Here is a 19,335-nt window from a genome sequence, read left to right as displayed (position 1 = left end):
AGTACGGTAAGGCGGCGGCGAGTTCGGGGGGATTCAGTAGCTCAGCAAGCTCTTCCGGTTCCTCGGTATCGCTCAGCGCGTCTTTGACCGCCTCCCAGTCGACGTTTAAGGTCCTCAGGGTCAGACGATCCCCAGCTCCTCCGGGTGTACATCCTGCGGTTCGATACCGAGCCTTCGGGCTAGCTTCTGGAGCGGCTTGAACCGCCCCACTTCCTCAGGTGCGTGGGCGTCGCTACCGAACGTGATCGGTGCCCCTACCCGAATCGCGACTTGGTATAAGGTGAAGTCCCTGGGGAGATGCCGCGCGTTAAGCTCCAGCCCGACGTTGTGATCGGCGGCCACCCGGGCGATTTCTTCCGCCTCCTGTGCGGTTATGTAACATCGGAGCTGCTCCAGGATCCACACCGGGTGCGCGATTATGTGTACCTCTCCACTCTCTATGCACCTGATCGTCGCGTGTACGATCGCGCGTCGTAGTTCTTCCGCACTTCCCGGGTTCGCCAGTATCAGACGAGGGTTGTGGATGGCGGCCAGCACGATGTCGGACTCGCTGAGCATCGCCGGTGTTGCGTCTATCTCTCCCGAGATTGACACGATGTTCGCTTCCACACCAACATACACCCGAACCGAGCAGAGTTTCTCCGCCTCCCTGGCTTCCGCCACGAGACGTCTGAAGGACCGATCCGTGAGACCGTCGGGTGATGCGGGACCGTGATCGGTTAATGCGACCGTCTCGAGTCCCCGCTCTTCCGCCGCTAATACGTTCTCCAGCGGGGTCCCGTGGCCGTCTGAGTATACCGTGTGGGTATGCAGGTCTGCCCGAAGGCGCAACGGGAGCCTTCCCGGCCGCTTTACGCTCTGGGTACTTCACTTCAGAGCCTTGAGTCTTATCTCGGGCTCCAAGGTCTTCGGCTCCGCGGCTACGATCGCGGCACCCTTCGCTACTACCGTCAGGGGATCGTCTACGAGCTCGGCCGGTACGTCGGTTTCCTCTTCGATCCTAGCTCGGAGGCCTCGCATTAGTGAGGTACCTCCGACGAGCACGGTGTTCTCGTACACGCCCGGGACCAACTCCGGCGGCAACCTGTCGAGGATACTCTCGATGGCCCTGATGATCTCTTGGACGACGGGCTCCGCGGCTTTAGCCACCAGCTCGGAGTCGATAGTGATCTCCTTGGGCTTGTTCGTTTCGATGTCCTTGCCTACCACTTCGATCTCCTTGTCCTCGATGTCCTCGGTCTCAGTGAAGACTTTACCTACCTCCACTTTCGCCCGCTCGGCTTCGTGGATGCCGATCCGCACCCCGAACTCCTCCTCCACGAGATCGACGATGTTCTGGTCGATGTTGTCCCCACCGACCCTCATGGTCTCCTGGTCGGTGATTCCACCCAACGATATAACGGCGATATCGGTGGAACCCGCTCCGATGTCGATCACCATAGTACCGTCCGGCTCCGCGATCGGCAGTCCGGCTCCGATGGCGGCCGCTAGGGCTTCGTTGATCACGATCACGTTGTCCTTATCCATTCCGACGTCCGAGGTCGCCTCTTCGATGGCTTCTCTCTCCACCTCGGATGCATCACCCGGCACTCCTACGGCGACGCGTTCGATTTCTTCGGGACTGTTGTCCGATCCGAGCTCGATCGCGTACTGAACTATGAACTTGGCGTACTCTAAGGACTCGATCACACCGTGACGCATTGGACGCACGGCCACGATGTCCTCGGGAGTCCGTCCGAGCATTCGGCGGGCTTCTTCACCTATAGCCAAAACTCGATTCGTACCCTTCTTCACGGCTACTACAGACGGAAATTGCTTCACCAAAAACTCCTCCTCGGCCGGCCTCGCAACCACTGTGTTCATGGTGCCTAAATCTATACCAAGTGCTTCGAGCCCTTCATCTATCTCTATTTCGGGCTCTTCACTAAGTGCCTCTTGAATAGATGTTGGTAGTTTAGAAGCTTTCTTTTCATTATTCTCCTTCTTCTCTTCTTCAATCTTTTTCTCTTGCTTTGTCTCCTCTTTTTTCTTTCTCTTCCACAATGGCAAGCGCTTACAACCCCTCTACGTCTCTTTATCTTCTTCAATTCTCCTCCAATATACATTCGGTCCTTTATCGATGATCTTCTTAAACTTTTCAGGATCTTCAACGTCTAGGACCAAAATACTGAATACTTCCTCTTCTATGCCGAGAAGCGTGTTAATTATGTCTTTTAAGAATCCAGGCATCGCATCGAATACCACGGTGGAAGTTTCAACGAAAGCTATACCTCTGGTACGCTTGGTCACTTTAACCTTCATTTTAACTCTAGCACTACTCAAAATTTTTTTCAAGACAATGTCCGGTCCTGCTATCAGAAAGTTCCCGTCCTTGGCCTTAAATACTACAGACATGAGGTTCGTATCACTCACTATTCGCTTTATTAATGAAGTAATCTCAGGCGTCGATTTTATTAGTACAACTCCGTACCTCCAAACTACTATTCCGTGTCTAGTTTTCACTATACTGTTGTCGATAATTTCAAAATTAGATAGACGCATCACTTCATATACGATATCATCAATGCTTTCTGGATCCCCTAGTATTGCACAGTATGAATCCATTTCCTTACTGATGTCTTCGTGAGATACTGCAGCTGCTCTAAGTATTTTAACTCTCAGTTCAGGTCTTTCTGTGGTCTTCAATTGCCTAATCCCCGTACTTTTGCTCCGGAAGCACTATGAAGAATCTACCTGATTTATATACAGTTACAACATCGTCAATGTTTTCAATGTTAATTGTGTAAACGCCATCACGTTCGACAACGATCGTTGCTGGGTTATCTCCGTCATCCTCAGATACCCGCTTAAACAGTCTACACCCACATTTTAAGCAACCCCGACGTATGAGTTCTTTTGTAACCTTGTCGTACACTTCGCCGCATCTTATACATATATGAGGCATAGCAGATCTCCCGTCATCCGAGTTTTAGCGTGATGAAATCCTTCCCCTTTTTCATATCCTTCAGAACGTCCGCGGGTGAGATCACGGTCATACCCTCCTCGGACTGGCGTCCCAGCAGTCTGTCGAAAAGTCCTTTATCCGTCTTCGCCTTCGGTGGTACCACGTAGATGTCCACACCTGTGAACTCTTCCAGATCCACATTTTCCATAGTCTCACGGATGATCTGTGTTAGCGTCTCCGGGTCTAACTGTCCCTCAAGTACGATCACGGACCCGCCCCTAGTTTTTTCGATGACGTACTCCACGACCTCCTCCGTCGACATCCTCTCTAAAGCCGATTTAGCTAGCACCTCCACTTTAACCTCGCCGTCCGTCAACTCGTAAACTCCCTAACCATGGCTTCGTACAGCTTAGCCATGTTCTCCCCGGTCTTCGCGGAGACGGCGACTACGGGGTATTCCGAGAACGCTTTCCGGACAGCTTCAGGGTCGGCTTCCTCCAAGTCTATTTTGTTCGCAACGACCAAGAACGGGACGTCGTTGGCCTCCAGGTTGCCTATCAGGGTTACGTTGACTTGACTCAGGGGATCCTTGGTGGAGTCGATGACGACCAGCGCCCCGTCGATGTCCTTTAGGAGCTTGATCGCTTCCACCACCCCTCGAGTAGCCTCTTTGGCCCTCTGTTTCGCCTCTTGCACGTCAAGCCCGTACTCCAAGAACTTACGGTAGTCTACCTTCGTGGCGATGCCGGGTGTGTCCACGATGTTGAATTTAACCGTTGTTGATCCCACCTCTATCGCTACCTCTCGACGCACCGATTCCCGAGTCTCGTGAGGGACCTCCGACACTTGACCGAACTCCTCCGCCTCCCAATCCTGGGCGATGCGATTCGCCAGCGTCGTTTTGCCCACGTTGGGAGCCCCGTATATTCCGATGTCCAGCTCCTCGGGTCCGGACCTCAGAGCGGCCGCCAAGCGTCTTAAGACTTCGCGAACTCCCACACCACCACCCCTGGGGGGATACCATGAGCGTATGGGCGTTCGTCAGAAAGGCACTCCGCGAACCGCTCCGAGTGGGCGCGCCGGCCCCTACCCGCAGGGAAACCGCCGAGTTCATGGTTCGGGCGGCCGGGGTGGAGGAAGGAGATTTCGTGGTGGACGCGGGTACCGGGAACGGAGTCGTCGCCATTGCGGCGGCGGAGATGGGGTGTGAAGTGCTGGCCGTCGACGTCGATCCCGAGATGATCGACATGGCCCGGAGGAACGCGGAGGAGTACGGGGTGGAAGACTCCATCGAGTTCGTGGTCGCGGACGCACGCGAGCTACCGGAGCTCGTGGATAACGTCGACGCCGTACTGTCGACGGTCCCCGTCAAAACCGTGCCCGAGCCCCTCGAGTTCCTCCGATCCTGCGCGACAGTTCTTAAGACTTCAGGCAGGTTCGTGCAGCTGACGCACTGGCCCGGATACTTCACTAAATTACTCCATCACGAGGTTCCACTCCGCGTGCTGGAAAAGTACCTGAAGTGGGTACACATCGTCCCCGGGTTCGTGTTCGTCTGTGAGCGGGTGTGAGCGATTTGATGGCGCCTGGATGGTGGAAGTTCGTAACACCACCGGCGGCCCTCGGCGCAGCACTGTTCCCATGGTCTCGCCCCTTATCCTTCCTCTGCCTCGGAACCGCGGCGTTCCTGGCGTTCTTCTTCCGTAACCCTCCGCGTGAACCTCCTTCGGACCCTTCCCTCGCGGTATCACCCGCGGACGGTAGACTGCTGGGTTACGTGATGGAAGCCGGGGAGGCATCCGACGACGAGTTGAGCTCGTACCTAGACGACCCGATAACGGTGTCCGTGTTCATGTCGCCGCTCGACGTGCACGTGAACCGCGCCCCGCTGGACGGGCGGGTCGTGGAGGCCGAGATTTTAAAAGGACGGTTCCGTCCGGCTTTCCGGAAAGATTCGGCCACCGAGAACAACCGGGCGGTGTTGCTGTTCGACGGCGACCCCCCGTTCGTCGTCCGTTTAGTATCGGGAGCGGTCGCGCGCAGGATCGACCTGTACGTACAGGAGGGAGACGAGGTGAACAAGGGGGAACCGATCGGCATGATCCGATTCGGGTCAAGGGTCGACCTGGCTGTCCCCCGAAGTAGCGTGGAGGAGCTACTCGTACGTAAAGGGGACAGTGTAAAGGCCGGCGAGACTCCCGTGATTAGGGTGAAGAGGTGAGGTAACGTGGAGCGTTGGAAGATCTCGGAGCTGATCACACCCGCGTGCGTGGTATCGCTGACCAACGTGGTCTTCGGAGCGTTTTCACTTCTAGCGTCGATCGCAGGGTTTCCGGGTGCGGCCGCCAGGTTCATCATACTCTCCTTCATCGCGGACTCATTGGACGGGTTCGTGGCCAGGAGGACGGGAAAGGAGTCCGAGTTCGGGATGAACCTGGACTCACTGGCTGACTTGGTCTCGTTCGCGGTAGCACCGGCCGTGCTAGTAGTCACCGCCGGTCTCGTGCCGGCTCCGATGTGTTACCTTCTCGCCGTCCTGATGGTTTGCTGCGGTGCCCTCCGACTCGCCCGGTTCAACGCGATGTGTGTCGACGGGTACGACCCGGGTGAGTACTACCTCGGCCTCCCAGTTCCGTGGGTCGGAACGATAGCCAGCAGTCTCTATTTCCTAACAGTCGATTTGGGTCCGTCATACCTGTGGTATGTCCTCAATACCGTGATACTGGGTACCTCGGCCTTACTGATGATCTCCTCGATCAAGTTCCCGAGCCTCAAGCGTCCCCATCCGGCGATCCTGGCCGCGGGAGGTCTCTCATCCCTCGTGCTCCTGTTCTCGTTCCTGATCCCCCCGGATGAGATAAAACGGGGGCTGGAAGTTGTCGCCTCGGTCACGATAACGGCGCTACTTTCGTGGTACATGGTGAGGGGGGTGAGAGGGTGCTTCCGCGGCCGCCGGTGAGACCGACGAACTTCGTTGAGATTCCGGAAGAGAGACGCCACGCCGTGATCGGAGCGATCGTCATAGGATTGATTTTCTTGGCCGCCGGCGGTGGGGCGTACTACTTTTTCGTATACAAACCGTATGTAGAGCAGTTGGAAAAACTTCGTGCTCAAAAGTTGAAAGAGCTAAACACATATTTCACAGGACCGCTCGCAGCTTCACCAACGCGGACTAAATTGCAGCAGCAAATACTCTCAGCAGAGACTCCAGAACAGTTACAAGCAATTGATGTAGTGGGCGCTGCAACGGTAGAGTGGAGGAGGTATCTGGCGAAGCAAATCAAAATGAATCAGAAGAAAGGGAGGGTAGAATTAGTTACGCCTGAGGGACCACAGTTGCTTACTGTCAGAGACGCATTGAACAAGATAAGGATGATGGGTGTTGACGAACTGATGAAAGTTCAAGTGAAGCGCCCTGAAACAGTACTGATAGCAATTTGGGCAGATCCGAATAAGACGGGTCCTATAAAAGTCGGGGATAGGGTGACACTATCGATTACGAACTGGGCTCTTAAGAAAATTGCTAAAGTTAAAAATAAGGAAGCATATAAGGGCCCCAACCAAATAAGCGGGGCTATAGTTCGATATATTATGCTGATTAAAGGCGGGTTACCAGATAACTTCAAAATTGACCTAGTATCAGCATCTGCGTTGGAGACCATGTACCGTACAGGTAGCTCGGATTTGGCCCTAAGGAAGGTGGTATTCCCGGCAGGCCTCGTAACCGGGAGATCGTACGCCGTCGGAGGCGGGACGGGTGTCACGTATACGCTTAAAAATTACCCGGGCCTGAACACCAGAGTCACGTCACCTCACCTGTCGCCGGTGGCGCTCGTAGATCTCCGCGATCTGGTGAAAGCGATGGCCGTAGAAAGGGCACGCCGGGGAGGCGGCTTCATTCGTCAGTTAATGAGCATTGAGGCTAGGGAAGGTATCCGGAGCTGGGAGAACTTACTAGTAATCGTTGAAATACCGAAAGACGCGGTTCAACCTAAGGTGTTAATAGCATCGAGTGTCAAAGGAGGAATTTGGATACTGCCGGAGACGTAGACGCACTGCGGGGGAAAACCCTGTTGAAACTGTCCTTAAAATCGACTATACTGGTTATGCTGGGAATGTGCGTGGCTTACTCCGCATTGGTAGGCTCCATCACCATAGCTCAAACCGGTCAGTCCCCCGGTGCGCCCGTGGGACAGCCCACCGAGCCCACCGGTCAGGGTAAAAAACCCCCGGTGACTATCTCCAAACTTGTCATCGAGGTGCAGGCCACGGGTAAGGGTGCTCAAAAACCTAGGGAGTCGGACATCGGTATCTCGGGTGCCAAGGTCGAAGACGTCAAGATCTCTGGATCAAGGGCGTACGCCAAGATCGTGGCGAGTAACGTCTCCCTGGAGGAAGGTTTCCCACTGATGGTGAACGCCGGCTGGCCGTTCAACATGAGCGAGTGCTCCTACGAGCGGATCTCGGTCTCTATGGAGTTAAAGGCAAACGTCAACAGTGCCCCGGAAACGGAGCTCAGCGGGGTGGTCGTTCTAGCGGACGGTAGACTGGTCGATGCCGACCCGAAGCCCGCGAGGGTGAACGATAACGTCCCGGTCTGGAAAATCGGTGTTAAGGACGGTAGAGTAACCATCGACGGCAGACCGTACGGTCCGTTCCCCGAAATCAGGTACGTCATGGAGTACAGTAGAGGAGCCGGCGGCCCGGGGGCTGGAGCTGAAGGTGGAGGCGCCGGCGGTGCGGCGGGTGGAGCGGGCGTCGGTGGCGCCGGAGGCGCTGGTGCGGGGGGCGCCGTCACGGCGGGTCAATACAAAGCGGGTGAGTCCCTGTTCCTGATCGCGGCGGTGGTGCTGGCGGCCGTGGTCGGGCTCTACCTAGTCTACAGGGGTCTCAGCAAGTGAGGTTACGGTACCTGATTCCGGGAATTCTCCTGCTCGCTCCATCCACGACGTACTTGGGGTATCTCGCGGCCAAGGAAGTCGCTTACTTCATGTACCATGAATCCGTATCGATACCCGACTGCGAGTTGGTCATCCCGAAGTTAGGTCTCCGCGAGCGGATCAACACCACCTCGCCGGACTACGGTGTGTATTACGAGATCATGACGCCTCCGCCTGGTAAAAAGGGAATCACGGTGTTCTACGGACATCGTACTCTTTTCGGATCTCCCTTCCTACACCTCGACGAGTTAAAGCGCGGTGATAAGGTCATAGTGTACTGGTTCGGGTCCAAGTACGTGTACGTGGTGTACGATAAAGTGGTAGTATCTCCGGATTACGTCATCGACCCGGATGCGTCGAATAAGGACGAGCTGTGGTTGGTCACTTGCACGCCTCTTTCCACGGCGCGCGAGCGGCTTATCGTGAAATGCGTGCGTGTAGGTTAAGAGGTGGCGTCCCTCAGGATCTTCTCGACCAGCGCCTTGAGGACCTTGTTCCGATGTGCCTCCACGAACGATATCGAGCCGGCGGTCTCGTGACCTCCACCCTCCACCGCGGCCTCTGGCATCTCTTCCTCCAGTTCCGATACGATATCGTTGAGGTTTATCCCCAGGTTCTCCGTGGCCCTGATCACCGCGAAGTCCGGTCCGTACGCGATGGTCACTACCTTTGCATCGTCGCCTTCTTCCTCGACCTTCAGGTCGTGGACGAGCCCGCACGTCTTGCCCGGGCCGGGGTACTCGAACTTGCGGGCGTGCTTCTCCACGTCTAAGGTGACCACCTTCACACCGTCCGTCTCGTACTCCTTGACTCCCTTCAGCGCGGCTTCCAGCTGCCGCTCGCAGGCGATCTTATGCTGCTTGTAGAGGTTCTCTACCAGCCGTCGGTGTCGGTGTTCGTCCCCTGTAGTGCCGAGAACGTCGTTCATCAGGTGCCTCCCCGGAGTGTGACGCAGCTGGAACGCCTGGAAGTCGACGCTGTCCGCGATCTTCCTCAGCCACTTCCTGTCGAAACCGGCCTCCTCGGCGATCTCGAGGTACTGCTCCGCCTCGGGAGACTCGGCGTGGTCCCCCAGACACGCGACCGCCGGGAGGTGCTTAATCCTGTCCTCCACCTCCGGGTTGATGAGTCGGGCGATCTCTACGGCCAGGACACCTGCGGGGATGTTCTTGCCGTCGCCACCCGCCGCGTAGGGGTTCACGTGTACCTTCACGTGTTCGTCGATCGGGAACTCCTTCAGTCCGTCCTCCGGGTTCTCTCCCACGGCTTCGCCCGGATAGTGGTGGTCGATGACCAGGACGTCGACGCCGTAGGCCTTCATTTCCTCGATGGCGGGTACGTCCTCCTCGGTACACCCGATGTCCAAGAGTACCAGGAGTGGTACCTGATGGCCGTACCTGTGGACGTCCTCTAGGGCGTGGTTCAGGTCCCGTGAGGCGTCCTCGAGGGTGTATATCGGCGCCTTGTTCGGGAACCGCTTGTAGAAGTGGTACTCTGCCTCCGGGTCCGGGTTGTTCTCCCTCAAGATCGGGAGTATCGCCTCCTCCAGCGCTACTCCGCCCGAGATACCGTCGGCGTCCGCGTGGTGCCGGATCAGGACGGGCCGACCTTCGAGTACGGCCCGCTTGATCTCCTTCGCCACCTCGCGCATCCGCGGCCACAGACGCTCGATGATCTCGCTGTCTACCATGGGTTTTAGATCCTCGGGCGGCTCGGCTTCCCGGTCGAGCGCCTCGTCGATGGCTCGTTTGATCTCGACTTTCTCCGTCCCCACGAGCTTCTCCATGTCGAGGATCTCGACCTGGAGCTGGCCGTCGTGCGTGGTGACCTCGCCGATCACCCGGACGTAATCACCCGCCTCGATGTCCGGATAGGCCCTGATCCCCGGCCCCTCGAAGGCTGCCATCCAGATGCTACCGCTCTCGTCTCGTAGCGTGAATACGGTCGGTCCGGGTGTCTGCTGGACGTGGATGATCTTACCTTTAATCAGGACGGTCTCGCCGATCTTCGATTCGTCGATGTCGTGTACGAGTACGCGCTTCAGCTCCTTCTCCACGACCTCCTCGCGGTATCGATCGGGCCGTGGGTCGATACCTTCGATCGTGAAGTCGATCTCGCCGTCCTCCGGTCGCACGTCCGTGACCTTCACCACCACCTCGTCACCGATCGAGAAGTCCTGAGGCTCCTTGTCGCCCATATCGCGACGGTGTAGCAGACCGAGGGTTCTGTCGTTTAATTCGATGAAAACTCCGTACTTCTCGACACGGCTAACCTTGCCCTTGTACAGCTCGCCCTCTTCGACGTCCTCGTACCCGCACGCCGGCGAGAGGACCTTCACCTTTGGCAGCTTTTCCTTGCGAATCTGTTTGATCTTCTTCCGGCACTCCTCGCATAGGTCCTCTTCAACGTCTGGATCCAGTTCCTTCCCGCACTCCCGACACTTCACGATGTAACCGGTACCACCGCACCTGTCGCATTCCTCGTAGACCGTTATCACACCTTTACCCTGACACTTCGGACAGGGGACGTCACGTGAGCTGGCGAGATCGTACCCTTCGACGGCGTGCTGAGCCGCTCCTTTGAAGTGCTCGCTGATGTCCACGTCGCCCACGAACCCGGTACCACCGCATCTGGGACATTCGGTCTCTCCGACTGGGATCTTCCCCTTCCCGTCACATTTAGGACACTTCTCGCGCGGCAAGCGCGTTCCCCTCGTGTGAGCCTATCGGGAAAACGCGGAAACGACCTTCTCAACGGCTTCCACAACGTCCTGACGGTCCTCCTCCGACAAACCCGGATGTACCGGAATGGATAGTACGGTCTCGGCCGCACGCTCCGATTTCGGGAGCTCCGTGGCGTGATAACCGCGCCTGAGGTATACGGGTTGTCGGTGTAGCGGAGTCGGGTAGTGTACGGCACAGTCCACTCCCTCGGCACGGAGCGCCTCCGCGAACTCGTCTCTCGTACAGGACAACTCTTCCACGTTGATCCTAATCGTGAACTGATGGTAAACGTGTTTCGCCCAGGGCTTCTCGGTCGGTAGTTCGATGAGGGGTTCTAAATCGGCCAGTTCCTTGAGGTAGTAGCGAGCGTTCTCCCTCCTCCGCTCGTTGAACTCCTCCAGCCTCCGAAGCTGGACGATCCCGATAGCCGCGGCGATGTCCGTCATCCGAAAGTTGTACCCTAGCTCCACGTGATCGTAGCGTTCGCGCTCGCCGTGTGAGCGGAGCATTCTGGCCCGCTCGGCCAGTTCCCCGTCGTCCGTGGTGATCGCCCCGCCCTCTCCCGTGGTCATGTTCTTGGTCGGATAGAAGCTGAAGCAGGCGGCGTCTCCCAAGGATCCTATCCTCCTACCTTTGTACTCGGCTCCGTGGGCCTGTGCCGCGTCCTCGATCACGATGAGATCGTGTTCCTCCGCGATCTCTAGGATCGGGTCCATGTCAGCGGGGTGGCCGTAGAGGTGCACAGGGATCACTGCTACGGTGCGGGGACGTAGCACGCGGTCTTTCAGGAGCTTCACGACCTCCTCCAGGGAGCGTGGATCCATACAGTACGTTTCCAGATCGATGTCCACGAACGCGACGTCGGCGCCCACGTGTAAGGCGGCGTTCGCAGTAGCGATAAACGTAAAAGACGGCACGATCGCGAGGTCGCCCGGCCCGAGCCCGGCGGACTCCAGGGCGAGCTGCAGTGCGGTCGTGCCCGAGCTCGTCGCGACGCAGTGTTCACATCCGACGAACTGGGCGAACTCACGCTCGAACTCCTCAACGCGTGGTCCCTGAGCGAGCTGGCCCGACCGAAGGACCTCCGTGACGGCACGGGCCTCCTCGTCACCCAGGATAGGTTGAGCGATCGGTATAGGGTCCTCCCTAATCGGTCTGCCTCCCTCGATGGCGAGCTTGGACAACTGGTCTCCCCCAGGGGGTAAATAGTCGTGAGTGAGGTCAAGCGAGGTGTGATCGTGAACTACCGCATGGGACGGCACACGCAGGATCCCAGGCAGTGCATAATAGAGTTTGAGGGTGTCGAGAGCAGATCAGAGGCGGCCCAGTTGATCGGTAAGGAAGTCATCTGGAAGCACCCGGAGACGGGTAAGGTGATTCGGGGTAAAGTGGTCGACACCCACGGCAACAACGGGGCCGTACGCGTCCGGTTCGAGCGTGGTCTCCCGGGCCAGGCCCTGGGTACCGAGGTGACACTGAAGTGAGCGCACCCTCAGGGACAGGGCCAGGGACAGGGCGATGGAGCTTGAGATAATCACCGAGGGCCGCACGCCGCTGAAAGTCCCGAAGACCCGCGGGCAGCCCTCCGCCAGAGACCCAGTGTTCTACAACCCCGCAATGCAACTGAGCCGCGATTTAACGGTATCCTCGCTGGTGCAATACGGCCCGAAGATCGTGTGTGATCCGCTGGCGGGAGTAGGCGCTCGCGGGATCCGCATCGCCGTCGAGTTGAGTCCTGAGGTGGTCGTCCTCAACGATCTCAATCCCCGCGCGGTCGAGCTGATCGAGGAGAACGTCCGGTTGAACGACGTCGAGGACGTCTGCAGGATCGAGAACCGTGATGCGAACGCCTTGATGCACGAAGATGAGCTGGCAGGTCGTTTCGATTACGTCGACATCGATCCGTTCGGGCCTCCGGTCCCGTTCTTGGATGCCGCCGTTAGAACGGTCCGGAACCGTGGCGTGGTCGGGATCTCCGCCACCGACGTCTCGGCCCTCGCAGGGCGTTACCCGCGCTCGGCCCGGAGGAAGTATTGGGTCGAGGTTGAGCGCGTCGAGTTCTACCAGGAAGTGGCCATCCGCGCGCTGATTTCGTACATCGTCCGAACGTGTGCGAAGTACGACCTCGCGTTCGAACCACATATCGCGTTCTTCCAGCGTCATCATGTGCGCGTAATCGGCGAGATCCGAAGAGGAGCCCGCCGAGCCGATCGGGCGTTAAAACGGCTCGGTTACCTTCTGCACTGTCGCGAGTGTGGGTACACTTCGGAGCGCGAGTTCGATCGTGAGTGCCCGCGCTGCGGGTCAGGGAGCGTAGTAAGGTTGGGACCCCTGTGGTTGCCCGACTTCGCGGACCGGGAGCGGGCCGAACGTGCGGCTTCGGACGCCCGCGAACTCGGGCTCGAAGAGGCTGCGGAACTCCTGGAGACTGTGGCGAAGGAGACCGGGACGAATCCTTGGGCTTACGATATCCACCGATGGGCGTCGAGGTTGGGCTTATCCAGGGTGCCGAGTCTGACCTCGGTACTTGAGGGGCTCCGTGAGGAGGGATTCAACGCGGTGCGTCCACACTATTCAAAGAGAGCCGTTGTGAAAACCGACGCGAGTCCGGAGGAGTTCGAAGCCGTCCTCACAGAGGTGGCGGGGGACAGCGGATGCTTACACAGGTAGCGTTGGATCTTACATCCCTGCCCAAAGCCATCGAAATAGCCGAAGCGAGCGTGGAGGCCGGAATCCACGTACTTGAGGTCGGAACACCGCTCATCAAGGCCGAAGGATCGCGGGCGATCGAGCGGTTGGCCGAGGAGTTTCCGGAGCGTCCCATAGTCGCCGACACGAAAACGATGGACGTGGGGGCACTGGAGGCGGAGCTATCGATTAAACACGGGGCGAACCTGGGATGCGTGCTGGGTGCGGCGCCCGAGGAGACGATTCGATCGTTCGTCACCAGGGCACATGAGCTCTGCGCCGGGGCATTAGTGGACACTATCGGCGTCAATCCCGTAGACGTCCTGTCGAAGTTGAAGGGACTTGAGGAATTCCCGGACTACCTCCTGCTCCACGCGGCCATCGACGAGCCGATCACGGGGGAAGAGCTACTCCACAAGTTCGGGGTCGACCGGTGTCCCGCGAGAACTGCGGTCGCAGGTGGTCTTACCCCGAGGAAGATAGAGGAGCTGGATGGTGTGGACTTGGTGATCGTGGGCGGGTACATCACGTCCTCTGAGGACCCCGTGAAGGCCGCGGAGGCTGTCGTGGAAGCCGCCGGTGTGGAACCTTACGATTTCAGACCCGACGAAGACCAGCGTGAGGCGTTGCTCGGTATTCGTAAACACAGTACCGTGGGGATCGTCGTGAAGGATTCTGAACGTGTCTCCGAAGTCTTGAACGCGGCCATCCGGCTCGTGGAATGGGTCCGAAACGAGCCCAGCTTGCGTACGGTCGGTGACGACGACTCGGATCTCGTGCCGAAGTTCGAGGGTGACGGGCGCGATCTCACCCTGATCCTGGGAGCGGAGGAGTTCGATCGGGAGGACCTGGAGAGTATCGCCAAGGAGAGCGTGAAGACGATCCTCGTGGCCGAGGAGCACGTACTCAAGCTGTACGGGGTAGCGGAAGCAGTCTACGAGATATGAGGTAGGGGGCACGGAATTGACCGAGGATGTCTACGAACGTATCATGGAGATCGCACGCCGACGCGGGTTCATACTGCCTGCGTTCCGCATCTACGGGGGAGCCCGGGGCTTCTACGACTACGGTCCCCTGGGAGCACTCCTGAAGCGGAAGATCGAGGAGAAGTGGCGCGAGTACTACGTCCATAAGGAAGGTTTCATGGAAATCGAAGCTCCCAACCTGCTCATAGGCGAGGTGTTCGAGGCTTCCGGTCACGTCGAGCACTTCATAGACCCCATGACTCACTGCAGCGAGTGTGGCGAGTTCTTCCGTGCCGATCACTTGGCCGAGGAGGAGCTGGGAGTCGACGCCGAAGGAATGTCGCCCGAGGAGTTGGAGGACTTGATCCGTGAGCACGACCTCCGATGTCCCGAGTGCGGTGGGGAGCTCGCTGAGGTTACTGAGTTCAACCTAATGTTCGACACGAACATCGGTCCCAAGGAGGGTCGAACGGGGTATTTGCGTCCGGAGACCGCCCAGGCTATCTTCATCCAGTTCAAGGACCTTTACCGATGGGCGCGCCAGAAGCTTCCCTTCGGCGTCGTGCAGATAGGTCGCGCGTACCGAAACGAGATCAGCCCGCGACAGGGTGTGATCCGTCTCCGCGAGTTCACTCAGGCCGAGGCTGAAGTCTTCTTCGACCCCGAGGAGAAGGAGTACCCAGGGTTCGAGCGCTACGCGGACGAAGTCCTCAAGTTCTACCCCATAGAGGAACAGCGGAAGGAGAACGGCGAGATGCTGGAGATGTCCGTTCGTGAGGCAGTCGAGGAGGGCATGGTCAGTCAACCCATCGGCTACTTCCTCGGTCTCACCAAGCGTATGCTCAACGAGATGGGGGTCCCGAACGAAGCCATCCGATCGCGTCAGCACCTTCCCGAAGAGCGGGCACACTACGCCAGCGACTGTTGGGACGTGGAGGTGAAGCTGGAGCGGTTCGGGTGGGTTGAAGTCGTCGGGATCGCGGACAGGACGGATTACGACCTTAAGAAGCACTCGGAACACAGCGGAGAGGACCTACGGGCCTTCCGCGAGCTGGAGGAGCCCAAGATAGTCTACCGCCCGGAACCCGTGATGAAGGAGCTCGGACCGAGGTTCAAGTCGGACGCCCCGAAGATCGCGGAGGCGCTACGTCGGATCACCGCGGAGAGCGAGGACGAGCTGAAGGGAGGTCTCACCGTCGAAGTCGACGGCAAGGAGGTAGAGGTGCCACCGGAGTGCTACGAAATCGTCAAGGAGAAGGTCACGGGCGAGCGGTTCTACCCGCACGTGATCGAACCTTCCTACGGTATCGATCGTATCCTGTATTGCGTCCTCGAGCACAACTTCGACCCGGAGGAGGGCGTGTTCAGGTTCCCGGCCTGGCTGGCGCCGATCGAGGTGGGAGTGTTCCCACTGCTGAAGCGCAGCGACATGGTCGAGTACGCCCGACGCGTGGCCCGCATGCTACGTGAGGAAGGATTTACGGTCGAGTACGACGACTCCGGTTCGATAGGCAGACGATACGCTCGCGCCGACGAGATCGGTGTTCCGTACTGCGTCACCGTAGACCACGAAACTCTCGAGGACGACACGGTGACGATCAGGGACAGGGACACGACCGAGCAGGTCCGCGTGGAGGTCGACGAGCTAGCGGACGTACTACGTGGGCTCATCGACGGTGACCTCGAGTTCGAGGAGGCCGGTGACCCCGTTTGACCATCTCGACCCACTCCGGTACCGACACCTCCCCATCGGGTTCGTCGTAACCGGGTAGGTACGGCTTCATATCGACCACCGGCGATCCGGCTCGGGCGTCTAGGCCGGAGACCCGAAGCTCGCCGGAGTTCGGACGAACTTCCAGTATCCGACAAAGCGTCAGGAGCACGGGATTCGGCCGGTCGGGACTCCTGCAGGCGAAAACACCGACGAGCTCGGGGACTTCCCCGTGAACGGGCCTTACCCTCGTAACTGTCCGATCCGCTTCATGTCCCCACCATAATATCCAGACGTGGGAGAATCCCTCCAACCCCTCGAGGCACTTCCTGTATCTCTCCCTCACCTTCACAAGTCCCTCTTCGTCCGTACGCTCGACGACCCACCCTATCGGTGTCAGACGCAACGGTACATCGTCCCCCGGAGGGTGTCGAGGTGGCGAAGTATGAGCACATGATGGAGTGTCTGGGGAAGACACCGGTACGGGTGATCTGGAAGGACGGTGACGTGGAGGTTCGCGCCGAAGGTGACCCCATGATCGAGCGGTGTCCCTTGATGCGTCGCCGGGAAGGCTTCAGCAAGTTAACCAGGGAGGCGGCCGAACGCCACGTTTTGAACAAAGTCAACGAGGTGGGGATGTTCACCCCGAAGCGTAGGATTCGGTCCTGCCGTCGCTACACTCCGTTCGGTGTCTCTGAGACACTGATGACGTGTCTACAACACAGGCTCATCGACGCCGCCGTAATAGTCTCGGACTGTGCGGGTACGGTCGTCACCGACAAGCCGGCGATCGTTCAGGGTCTTTGCGGCGAAATCTCAGGGATTCGGGATACGGACCCCATCCCCGAGGTCGTAGATAGGTTGGAAGACTCCGGCTGCTCTGTACTAGGGAGGATCGATCAACGTGAGGGCGTCGAGATAGCGCTGGAGGAGGGGCGAAGGTTCGTCGCCGTAACCGTCGCGGACGCCGGAGACGCTGAGGCCATTCGGGAGGAGTTCGGCGACGATGTGCTGATAGCCGCGGTACACACTACGGGAACCGACGAGGAGGACGCCGAGCGACTGGTTCAGTATTGCGATATAATCACCGGCTGCGCCTCCAAGGCCGTGCGACGTGCGGCCGGACGTAGGTACATATTAAAAGTCGGTAGCCGGGTTCCAGTCTACGGGATCACTCCCGCCGGGGCCGAGGCTCTGTGGCTCAACGTCCGAGAACTCCTCGGGAACCTCAAGCTCGAAGTACGTCACCTTGGGTGAGCGACGTTGAACCCGGCGACAGCAGAACTGTGGACGTACCTCCTCGTCCTGGCGTTTTCCTACGGGACAGCGTATTTGATCGTGGCGTGCGAAGGTCCGAGATACCTGCTCGCCTCCGGCGTGGTCCTACTGTTCATCAACGTGCTGCTGTGGATCCATATATTCGATACGAAAGCTCGCAACGGTTCTCCGCCTACGGGTGCGGAGATCGTACGCGTTAGGAGGGCCCTCAAACTTTCGTTCGCAATCCTGGGGTTGCAGTTCACGGGGATCGCGTCTATACCCGGCCTTTTAATGGCGTTCACCGCCCTCCGTCGTAAGGTGTTCTATTTTATGGGTATCACCGAGTTCAAGGCGCTGGTCTACGGTACGCTCATCGCCTTGGTGACCCTGCCTTGCGTCATCGCCCTCAGGAAGCGGCATTACCACTGGGTCCTCATGGGGATGCCCATCGATACCGTGGTGTCCGTTAGGAACACCTTCCGCCGTGTCTGTGCCATCGATGCCGTCCTACCCATCCCGATAGTAGTCGCCTACGTACTGCTGGCAAAGGGTGGATTGGGAGGGGAAGACATTTTCACAGCGGCCGCAGTGGCGGGAGCCTCATCGCTCTTCAATCGGGCGAAGGTGCGATACTTCTTCGACGAAGGGTGGTGATGCAGCGCCGTGCCCGTAGTACATGTTGGACTGTTCGGACACATCGACCACGGCAAGACGGCACTCGCAGCGCAGCTGACTGAGAAGCCTTCTACGGCGGCGTTGGATAAACACCCGGAGGAGAAGGAGCGTGGGATTACGATAGACCTTGGGTTCTCCAGCTTCGAGCTCGGTGATTACACCGTCACACTGGTAGACGCCCCGGGCCACGCTGATCTCATCAGAACCGTGGTGGCCGGGGCCGAAATAATCGACGCCGCGATCTTGGTCGTAGCGGCCGATGAGGGCCCTCAGGTACAGACCGGGGAACACCTGGTGGTGCTTAATCACCTGGGTATCGACCGTGGGGTCATCGCCCTCAATAAGGTGGACCTGGTGGACGAAAAGACCGTCGAGCGTCGGATCGAGGAGATCAAACGAGTACTCCAGGGGACCACCTTAGAAGACGCTCCCATAATCCCGGTCTCCGCGAAGATCGGTGAGGGTATTGAGGATCTGAAAGACGCGTTGCTCGAGGTGCTGGAACCTCCCAATCGTGATCTAGATTCTCCGTTCAGAATGCCGATAGACCACGCGTTCCACGTCAAAGGTGCCGGGACCGTGGTAACCGGTACCGTACTGACCGGACGTGTCGAGGTCGGGGATGAACTGACACTGTACCCGATCGGCAAGACCGTCGAAGTGAAGTCCATCCAGAGCTTCGGGAAGGACAAGCAGGAAGCGTGTGCGGGTGATCGGGTTGGAATAGCGCTACGAGGGATCCGAGAGGAAGAGATCGAACGGGGCTTCCAACTGGCCGAGGAGGGTTCCCTGCGGGTCACCAGATACCTTGACTTGAAGGTGGAAATAGACCCCCTGTTCCCCCAATCCATCGGGCAGAAGACCATGCTGCACATACACGTCGGAATGAGGTCCGTACCGGCTCGGATCGTGCCTCACGACGATGGGTTCCTCCTAGACTCCCTACGACCCGGCGAATCGAGTTACCTGTATGCGAAGCTCAACGAGCCCGTGGCCGTGAGGGAGGGGGATAGGACGATCCTCGTTAAGTTGGACTTACCGCCGACAACGCTCCGCATAGCGGGCTCCGGGCTCGTGGAGGATACCTCGAAGCGTGAGACATTCAAGCGCGTCTCCAGGCGACGTGGGCGCGTTACAAGGGCCGACCATATGGGGAAGGGCTTAGCGGTCGTCGATGGACTAGCTTTAAACAAGGAGCACGCCGAGCGTCTGGTGGGCGAGAAAGTCCGCACGGAGGGAGGAGTCGAGGGGAAAATCGTGGACACTCACGGTACGCGCGGGGCCGTACTAGTCGACTTCGAGGGGGAGGTTAAAACAGGGGAACGGGTCGTTCTGGAGCGGGTTCGGGACGTCAAAATCGACCTCTGACCTCCTTGTCCTTGAAGGATGCCCTCGAAGCATCAGCGCTGGAACGTCTCTTCACTAAGTC

At 58.5% G+C, this 19,335-nt stretch carries 22 protein-coding genes; 13 read left to right on the top strand and 9 right to left on the bottom strand.

The features are described 5' to 3' along the window. Nucleotides 1–120: 120 nt before the first annotated feature. The 6 genes from MK_RS00895 to MK_RS00870 are packed head-to-tail and all read right to left on the bottom strand — an operon-like array spanning nt 121 to nt 3,943. Entirely contained in the window at nt 121–831 is a 711-nt protein-coding gene (locus tag MK_RS00895) for a PHP domain-containing protein (protein WP_011018541.1), read from the bottom strand. A gap of 36 nt (nt 832–867) precedes the next feature. Beyond that, nucleotides 868–2,049, bottom strand: a complete 1,182-nt coding sequence (locus MK_RS00890) for a rod shape-determining protein (protein WP_011018540.1) — start codon at nt 2,047–2,049, stop codon at nt 868–870. A 15-nt stretch (nt 2,050–2,064) separates the two neighbouring features. After that, the gene (locus tag MK_RS00885; protein WP_011018539.1) at nt 2,065–2,685 is read right to left on the bottom strand and encodes a hypothetical protein; all 621 of its coding nucleotides are present in this window, start codon (nt 2,683–2,685) and stop codon (nt 2,065–2,067) included. Between the two features lie 4 nt (nt 2,686–2,689). Then, a complete protein-coding gene (locus MK_RS09420; protein ID WP_011018538.1) occupies nt 2,690–2,944 on the bottom strand; it encodes a Zn-ribbon domain-containing protein in 255 nt (84 codons plus the stop codon). Between the two features lie 13 nt (nt 2,945–2,957). After that, entirely contained in the window at nt 2,958–3,320 is a 363-nt protein-coding gene (locus MK_RS00875; RefSeq protein ID WP_011018537.1) for a DUF2073 domain-containing protein, read from the bottom strand. Next, nucleotides 3,317–3,943 carry a GTP-binding protein gene (locus tag MK_RS00870; RefSeq protein WP_011018536.1) on the bottom strand — a complete coding sequence of 209 codons (627 nt, stop codon included), beginning with the start codon at nt 3,941–3,943 and terminating at the stop codon, nt 3,317–3,319. Before MK_RS00870 ends, MK_RS00875 begins: the two co-directional genes overlap by 4 nt. Before the next feature lie 23 nt (nt 3,944–3,966). Between MK_RS00870 and MK_RS00865 the strand changes: the two genes are divergently transcribed. The 6 genes from MK_RS00865 to MK_RS00840 are packed head-to-tail and all read left to right on the top strand — an operon-like array spanning nt 3,967 to nt 8,330. Next, nucleotides 3,967–4,515, top strand: coding sequence for a TRM11 family SAM-dependent methyltransferase (locus MK_RS00865; RefSeq protein WP_011018535.1), 549 nt, complete (start codon nt 3,967–3,969; stop codon nt 4,513–4,515). Nucleotides 4,516–4,523: 8 nt separating this feature from the next. Further along, on the top strand, nt 4,524–5,165 hold the full coding sequence (locus MK_RS00860; RefSeq protein WP_148679401.1) for a phosphatidylserine decarboxylase: 642 nt from the start codon (nt 4,524–4,526) through the stop codon (nt 5,163–5,165). A gap of 6 nt (nt 5,166–5,171) precedes the next feature. Continuing rightward, complete coding sequence (gene pssA, locus MK_RS00855; protein ID WP_011018533.1) at nt 5,172–5,903, top strand: CDP-diacylglycerol--serine O-phosphatidyltransferase; 732 nt, start codon at nt 5,172–5,174, stop codon at nt 5,901–5,903. After that, the gene (locus tag MK_RS00850; RefSeq protein WP_158295859.1) at nt 5,882–6,994 is read left to right on the top strand and encodes a DUF515 domain-containing protein; all 1,113 of its coding nucleotides are present in this window, start codon (nt 5,882–5,884) and stop codon (nt 6,992–6,994) included. The genes pssA and MK_RS00850 overlap by 22 nt, the downstream gene beginning before the upstream one ends. A gap of 23 nt (nt 6,995–7,017) precedes the next feature. Further along, entirely contained in the window at nt 7,018–7,845 is an 828-nt protein-coding gene (locus MK_RS00845; protein WP_011018531.1) for a hypothetical protein, read from the top strand. Further along, entirely contained in the window at nt 7,842–8,330 is a 489-nt protein-coding gene (locus MK_RS00840) for a sortase (RefSeq protein ID WP_011018530.1), read from the top strand. Before MK_RS00845 ends, MK_RS00840 begins: the two co-directional genes overlap by 4 nt. Here the strand turns inward: MK_RS00840 and MK_RS00835 are convergent. Beyond that, on the bottom strand, nt 8,327–10,585 hold the full coding sequence (locus MK_RS00835) for a DHH family phosphoesterase (RefSeq protein WP_011018529.1): 2,259 nt from the start codon (nt 10,583–10,585) through the stop codon (nt 8,327–8,329). The genes MK_RS00840 and MK_RS00835 overlap by 4 nt on opposite strands. A 21-nt stretch (nt 10,586–10,606) precedes the next feature. Then, the gene (locus tag MK_RS00830) at nt 10,607–11,758 is read right to left on the bottom strand and encodes a DegT/DnrJ/EryC1/StrS family aminotransferase (RefSeq protein WP_148679895.1); all 1,152 of its coding nucleotides are present in this window, start codon (nt 11,756–11,758) and stop codon (nt 10,607–10,609) included. 60 nt (nt 11,759–11,818) lie between these two features. On the opposite strand from MK_RS00830, the gene MK_RS00825 reads away from it, so the two are divergent. The 4 genes from MK_RS00825 to glyS are packed head-to-tail and all read left to right on the top strand — an operon-like array spanning nt 11,819 to nt 15,974. Further along, complete coding sequence (locus MK_RS00825; RefSeq protein WP_011018527.1) at nt 11,819–12,091, top strand: 50S ribosomal protein L35ae; 273 nt, start codon at nt 11,819–11,821, stop codon at nt 12,089–12,091. A 34-nt stretch (nt 12,092–12,125) separates the two neighbouring features. Beyond that, nucleotides 12,126–13,277 carry a tRNA (guanine(10)-N(2))-dimethyltransferase gene (locus MK_RS00820; RefSeq protein WP_011018526.1) on the top strand — a complete coding sequence of 384 codons (1,152 nt, stop codon included), beginning with the start codon at nt 12,126–12,128 and terminating at the stop codon, nt 13,275–13,277. Beyond that, nucleotides 13,262–14,242, top strand: a complete 981-nt coding sequence (locus MK_RS00815; protein ID WP_011018525.1) for an orotidine 5'-phosphate decarboxylase / HUMPS family protein — start codon at nt 13,262–13,264, stop codon at nt 14,240–14,242. Before MK_RS00820 ends, MK_RS00815 begins: the two co-directional genes overlap by 16 nt. Nucleotides 14,243–14,258: 16 nt before the next feature. Next, nucleotides 14,259–15,974, top strand: coding sequence for a glycine--tRNA ligase (glyS, locus tag MK_RS00810; RefSeq protein ID WP_011018524.1), 1,716 nt, complete (start codon nt 14,259–14,261; stop codon nt 15,972–15,974). On the opposite strand, the gene MK_RS00805 is transcribed toward glyS, so the two are convergent. Beyond that, a complete protein-coding gene (locus MK_RS00805; protein ID WP_158295858.1) occupies nt 15,928–16,377 on the bottom strand; it encodes an SAM-dependent methyltransferase in 450 nt (149 codons plus the stop codon). The two genes, glyS and MK_RS00805, sit on opposite strands and share 47 nt — an antisense overlap. Nucleotides 16,378–16,406: 29 nt before the next feature. On the opposite strand from MK_RS00805, the gene MK_RS00800 reads away from it, so the two are divergent. Genes MK_RS00800 through selB form a run of 3 tightly spaced genes read left to right on the top strand, consistent with a single transcriptional unit; the run spans nt 16,407 to nt 19,274 of the window. Beyond that, nucleotides 16,407–17,228: a methanogenesis marker 8 protein gene (locus MK_RS00800; protein WP_011018522.1), complete on the top strand. Its 822-nt coding sequence runs from the start codon at nt 16,407–16,409 to the stop codon at nt 17,226–17,228. A gap of 6 nt (nt 17,229–17,234) precedes the next feature. After that, nucleotides 17,235–17,885, top strand: coding sequence for a hypothetical protein (locus tag MK_RS00795; RefSeq protein ID WP_011018521.1), 651 nt, complete (start codon nt 17,235–17,237; stop codon nt 17,883–17,885). A gap of 9 nt (nt 17,886–17,894) precedes the next feature. Continuing rightward, nucleotides 17,895–19,274 carry a selenocysteine-specific translation elongation factor gene (selB, locus tag MK_RS00790; protein WP_011018520.1) on the top strand — a complete coding sequence of 460 codons (1,380 nt, stop codon included), beginning with the start codon at nt 17,895–17,897 and terminating at the stop codon, nt 19,272–19,274. The last annotated feature ends 61 nt before the right edge of the window (nt 19,275–19,335 follow it).

It is taken from the genome of Methanopyrus kandleri AV19 (assembly GCF_000007185.1).
In the GTDB taxonomy this organism is placed as follows: domain Archaea; phylum JAADCQ01; class Methanopyri; order Methanopyrales; family Methanopyraceae; genus Methanopyrus; species Methanopyrus kandleri.
Note: the sequence above shows the minus strand (reverse complement) of the source record. Positions and strands in the feature narration are given on the sequence as shown.

Bases quoted from the DNA above. Each gene is read 5' to 3' on its own strand.
- MK_RS09420 (WP_011018538.1), bottom strand. From the start codon at position 2,944: ATGCCTCATATATGTATAAGATGCGGCGAAGTGTACGACAAGGTTACA.
- MK_RS00865 (WP_011018535.1), top strand. From the start codon at position 3,967: ATGAGCGTATGGGCGTTCGTCAGAAAGGCACTCCGCGAACCGCTCCGA.
- MK_RS00860 (WP_148679401.1), top strand. From the start codon at position 4,524: ATGGCGCCTGGATGGTGGAAGTTCGTAACACCACCGGCGGCCCTCGGC.
- MK_RS00820 (WP_011018526.1), top strand. From the start codon at position 12,126: ATGGAGCTTGAGATAATCACCGAGGGCCGCACGCCGCTGAAAGTCCCG.
- MK_RS00815 (WP_011018525.1), top strand. From the start codon at position 13,262: ATGCTTACACAGGTAGCGTTGGATCTTACATCCCTGCCCAAAGCCATC.